The organism is Bacillus sp. JJ1773, assembly GCF_036962035.1.
Classification (GTDB): domain Bacteria; phylum Bacillota; class Bacilli; order Bacillales; family Cytobacillaceae; genus Cytobacillus.
Genome location: NZ_JBALNX010000081.1, coordinates 1 through 2,448 on the forward strand (window position 1 = coordinate 1; position 2,448 = coordinate 2,448).

A 2,448-nucleotide genomic window follows, 5' to 3' on the forward strand; every position below is an offset into this window, starting at 1 on the left:
CATTCCATATGGTCCATCGCAACCATACAGTACTTTTCGATACCCTAATGATTCTACTGCATTCTTTACAATAGATTAAGATAGTCACTTGATGTGTCAACAAATACATTTGGTTGATCCTTAACGTATTTCCATAGTTTTTCCCAAAAAGGAAGACCGGCGTGAGCATAAATTAATTTAAGTTTAGGGTATTTTTCAGGTAAATATTTATAGGAGTCCTGTTCTGAAGATAGATGAATGATCAAAGGTATGCCTTTTGACTCACACATAGCCGCAACTGGATCAAGTGCCTTAATACTATATTCATGCATGAAGGGATGGGCTTTCACCCCAATAAAACCAGGTTTATTAAGATATAAATCTATTTCTTCCACTGATTCAGAAATCATTGGATTCACTGCTACCCAGCCTAGAAACCGATCGGGAAATCTATCAATAGCAGCAGCAACAATATCATTGCTCGGCTTAGTAAAAATTCTGTATGAATTGCCATAAAGTTTGAGATAGCTATCCTTTACTAGACCGTCATAAATTTTCAGCCCTATTTGAGGTACATTTAGTATTAGAAAACGGAAAAAGCGTTGTAAATTATTTTGAAAAGTGCTTTCCAATTCAAACATTGTTTCATTCATGGGAGCAATTAGCGCTGTTTTAGCTACATCATTTTTATCCATGCCCTCTATCATTTTATCTAGAGTTAACATTGATTCATCTACATGAAAATGGCAATCAACAATCATTTTTATCGCCCCTTCGAATTACTATATATTTATTTTAGCAAACCAAACATAGCTGTAAAATGCGATTTCATTTACAATTATTACGATCCCTTGAGCAGCAATAAAATAGCGGGGGGGCATTGTAAGGGTGTAAATGAAATATACCAAAAAGAGTATATTAAATAATTTGACACTAGTTTTGCAGCAAAGCGTGATACAGAATACTTAATTCAATAGGTATGAACGAATTTTAAATAAAATGCAATAAAGCCGAAATCTCAATGATGTACTTTTAGACACTGGGTATTCTACGACGATTTTTATACATCACGGTGAACCGTACCACAAGTAAATGAGGTTTTTTCATAGAGCCGCGGCAAATGGATTAAATCCTTATTATTATCTCCGCTATCTATTTGAGTAGCTTTCCAATATGAATTTTACAGAAGTAGATGCCATTGATCCATTACATCTATTGTCAACAACTTTACCAGTTTCATGTCATGCATTGCCTTTAACAAGATAACTAAATCATAATATTGGCCACCCTGAAAAAACAGGTGTGGCCTATTTGAGCTTATGATATATCTAATAAGTAATTTTTTTTTTGGAGGTGGGGGCGTAAATAAGACAGCAATATTAGACAAGAATACAAGCCAGCCATTCTTAACTTGCGTATATTGAAATAGACTAAATGGATTAAACAATTCACTAATGTAATCGTTATTCCCTGCTTTCTTATTCCCTAATGATATGTGGGTAAGTACAAGCAGAATAATTCGAAATGAACCCCCCAAATGAAATTTTTGCCATATAGGTTTGACTTGTATTAGTGCTATTCCAGAAATTTTAATCATATTCTATAGCGGGAGTGTTCCTTTTATGAAGTTAAAAGAGATTAAAAAAAATTATAGTATGATTTATAGTTTAGGATTAAATTGTGCTCCTTCGAATCACTTGCGATATCGGGGGTTACGTCCGTTTGCTGGCGTTTTAGATTGGATGATAAGCCCATCTCTAGCAGATGTAAATCGTTTATTAGCAAACCGTTTCGTTAATTTTATGGAATTGGAGAACCTTACATTTTCTTCATATTATGATAACGACTCCAAGTTGCTTATAAAAGACAATTATTACAACATTTATTCTGCACATGATTTTAAAACTGATAAAAACACACCAGATTCCTTATCTTGTTATCCTGAGGTTAAAGAAAAATATAAAAGGAGGATAGGACGGTTTTTGAGGGAAATGGAAACGAGCGAATCCATTCTTTTCATCCGCTTAGGTGGGTCATATGATGAAGCAGTAGAATTACAACGTGTACTTGACAGCCTAGTAAAGCATAATTATTGTGTGCTGTTAATTTCCGATTCAGATTCTTCTACCATGATTGAGGAAAACTGGGGATTAGATCATATATGTGTTCTAAATTGCCATATTTCTAAAATAATGTGGGATAATTATGAGTTATGGAGTTCATTGCTTAGCGGAATTGGCATCAGTCGCCCACAGTGAAAGAACTTATCCCTATGTACATCAGGTGCGTCAAAAATCTCATCGTAGTGATGAATCGTATTTTCATATGTTTACCCAAATAGTTCTGGCTTTGTCTGTAAATTGAGGAGGAAGGTCCAAGAAAACGGCCAGACCCAATAACAGATAAAGGTGGCAAAAAGCGGTGGCCATGAAAGTTTTTTATTCCCCTAAAAATCAAAGAGTGTAGAGA

At 34.6% G+C, this 2,448-nt stretch carries 2 protein-coding genes; one reads left to right on the forward strand and one right to left on the reverse strand.

Translation table 11 applies throughout. From position 1 onward, the window contains the following. Nucleotides 1-65: 65 nt before the first annotated feature. Nucleotides 66-740, reverse strand: coding sequence for an amidohydrolase family protein (locus V7127_RS20825; protein ID WP_335347947.1), 675 nt, complete (start codon nucleotides 738-740; stop codon nucleotides 66-68). Nucleotides 741-1,601: 861 nt separating this feature from the next. Here V7127_RS20825 and V7127_RS20830 point away from each other — a divergent pair. Then, nucleotides 1,602-2,237, forward strand: coding sequence for a DUF1796 family putative cysteine peptidase (locus V7127_RS20830; protein WP_335347948.1), 636 nt, complete (start codon nucleotides 1,602-1,604; stop codon nucleotides 2,235-2,237). Nucleotides 2,238-2,448 lie beyond the last annotated feature (211 nt).

Excerpts from the sequence above, each read along its gene's own strand:
- V7127_RS20825 (WP_335347947.1), bottom strand. The coding sequence starts at position 740 with ATGATTGTTGATTGCCATTTTCATGTAGATGAATCAATGTTAACTCTA.
- V7127_RS20830 (WP_335347948.1), top strand. The coding sequence starts at position 1,602 with ATGAAGTTAAAAGAGATTAAAAAAAATTATAGTATGATTTATAGTTTA.